General features: G+C 67.0%; 2 protein-coding genes and 1 pseudogene. All 3 read left to right on the forward strand.

Going from position 1 to position 1,854, the window contains the following annotated elements; all coding sequences use genetic code 11:
- Positions 1–441, forward strand: a 441-nt coding sequence (locus FVW27_RS14580; RefSeq protein WP_243838480.1) for a topoisomerase C-terminal repeat-containing protein, incomplete at its 5' end; no start/stop codon positions are given.
- A gap of 292 nt (positions 442–733) precedes the next feature.
- The gene (locus FVW27_RS14585) at positions 734–1,228 is read left to right on the forward strand and encodes a rubrerythrin family protein (RefSeq protein WP_007527771.1); all 495 of its coding nucleotides are present in this window, start codon (positions 734–736) and stop codon (positions 1,226–1,228) included.
- A gap of 226 nt (positions 1,229–1,454) precedes the next feature.
- A pseudogene (locus tag FVW27_RS14590) lies at positions 1,455–1,854 on the forward strand (winged helix-turn-helix domain-containing protein); the annotation flags it as partial.

The following is a 1,854-nucleotide window of genomic DNA, read 5'->3' on the forward strand; positions in this document are numbered from 1 at the left end:
CAGGACGCCGCGCGCGCCAAACGCGGCGCGAAAAAGACCGGCGCGCCGAACGGCGGGCCAGACGCCGCGCCAAACAGTGAAGCAGACGGCGGAACGTCCCCCGCCAATGGCGGCCGCTGCCCGTTCATCCTCTGGCGCACCTCCTTCGGGCGCGAACTGGACGAACCCACGGCGCGCGAACTGCTGGCCACCGGGCGTACGGCGCAGGCCATGGACTTCACCTCACGCCAGGGCAAGCCGTTCCGGGCGCATCTGGTACTGAAGGGGGGCCGCCTGCGCCCGGAATTCGTACCGGACGGACCGCGCAGGGCTTCGGATGACGCTCCCGCCCCGCAACAGCCGGAAGAAAACGCGCAGCCCGCCGACAATGCCGCCCCCGGCACGTCCAATGCGGCGGACACATCCGGCTCACTGGGCACGCCCGGCAGCGACGACATCTAGCCCGCCAAGCCTCATTGGGGGAGCGTCAATTCCTGCTCCCTTTTCCGCGCCTGCTTCCTTTTCCGTACCGCCCCCCCGCTTGGCCCTGCCACGCCGCACGCCCGCTTGCGGCTCTTGTGCGTTCCCTGTTTTCACGCCTTGCCCTTTCCCTATCCGCCCCGATGACGTATGGTCTGAACGATTTCTTTCCACAAATTTTTTGAAAAGTACTTTACAAGACCATGGATGGCGTCTAAACAGGAATTGTTCCTGAAAAGGAACCCCTACACCGAAACCAACAAGGAGCATATCGATGAGCAAGACCCACGAGAACATGATGGCGGCCTTTGCCGGCGAATCCCAGGCCAACCGCAAGTACCTCGCCTTCGCCAAGCAGGCCGACAAGGAAGGCCTGCCCCAGGTCGCCAAACTGTTCCGCGCCGCCGCCGAGGCGGAAACCATCCACGCCCACGGCCACCTGCGCAACGCGGGCAAGATCGGCTCCACCCTCGACAACCTTAAGGCCGCCATCGACGGCGAGACCTACGAATTCACCAAGATGTACCCGCAGATGATCGCCGAGGCCGAAGCCGAAGGCGAAAAGGTGCCCGCGCGCTACTTCGGCTGGGCCAACGCCGTGGAAGAGGTGCACGCCAACCTCTACCGCAAGGCGCTGGAAAACCCCTCCGCCCTGGCCGACGTGGACTACTACGTGTGTTCCGTGTGCGGCTACACCCACGAAGGTCCGCACGACGACAAGTGCCCCATCTGCAACGCCGCGGCGTCCGCGTTCTACAAGGTCGCGTAGTCGGCCTTGCAAGGTGTCCCTCCGCTCCCTGCGCGGACGGCCCACCCTTTCGGAGGGCTCTGGTGTGCACCACCAGGGCCCTCCCGTCGTTGGCATGTTCGCCTGATGACGTGTTTGGCACCGGACACATGCACCCCAGCGCGCTTGACGTCTGGTTCGCTCGACACGGGACAAAGGGTGCAGTATCCCGGCTCATGCGCACCCGCTTCTCCGTTCCGGCCCCCCCATGCTGATCCTGCTCCGTACCGCCGATGCGCGCATCGCCGCGCACATGACCGCCCCCCTGGCCGAGGCCGGGCTGCGGCTGGTGGTGGAAATGCCCACCGTTGCGGTTACGCGGATGCAGGCCCCGGAAGCTGCTGTACCCACGATGCTCCCGGAGCCGGATGCGCTGGTGGCCGACCTGGACCTGCTGGCCCCGCCGCGGCCCGGCGATGGAACGGACGGCGGTGCTCCCCCAGCACCCCCTGACGGCATTCCCCCCGGTACGCCCTCGGGCATACCCCCCGGCATTCCAGTGATCCTGCTGCATACCGCCACGGCCCGGCAGGAATCGCGCCGCGTGCGCGCCGCCGGGTTGCCCGCCTCGGCCCGCCTGCTGCGCACACCGTTCTCCGCCGGGACGC

The organism is Nitratidesulfovibrio liaohensis, assembly GCF_011682075.1.
Lineage (GTDB): Bacteria > Desulfobacterota > Desulfovibrionia > Desulfovibrionales > Desulfovibrionaceae > Cupidesulfovibrio > Cupidesulfovibrio liaohensis.

Excerpts from the sequence above, each read along its gene's own strand:
- FVW27_RS14585 (WP_007527771.1), top strand. The coding sequence starts at position 734 with ATGAGCAAGACCCACGAGAACATGATGGCGGCCTTTGCCGGCGAATCC.